The 250-nt window shown below is 40.8% G+C and carries 1 protein-coding gene; it reads right to left on the minus strand.

Annotation, left to right across the window (positions count from 1 at the left end):
* A partial coding sequence (locus ADI58_RS11330; RefSeq protein WP_049521817.1) for a hypothetical protein occupies window positions 1-250 on the minus strand: 250 nt, incomplete at both ends.

The raw sequence follows: 250 nt of genomic DNA on the forward strand, positions 1-250 counted from the left end.
TACAGGTTGTCCATCTACTACGAATTTCGCTGGATTCGTTGCGCTAATAGTTAGTGGAACTGTTTTTTCTACTGGGTTTTCTTCAGTACCTACATTTGCTTTTCCTGGTTTGAATACTGGTGTTCCTTCTTGTGTTGCACCTTGAATTCCTTCTGTATTCACATTTTCACCTTTTGGTGTTACTCCAACTACTTTCGGTGTGTAAGTTGCTGTCGCAGGTGTTCCATTCTTATCCTTACGTACGATTGAC

The sequence above is a fragment of the Streptococcus mitis genome (genome assembly GCF_001074635.1).
Lineage (GTDB): Bacteria > Bacillota > Bacilli > Lactobacillales > Streptococcaceae > Streptococcus > Streptococcus mitis_E.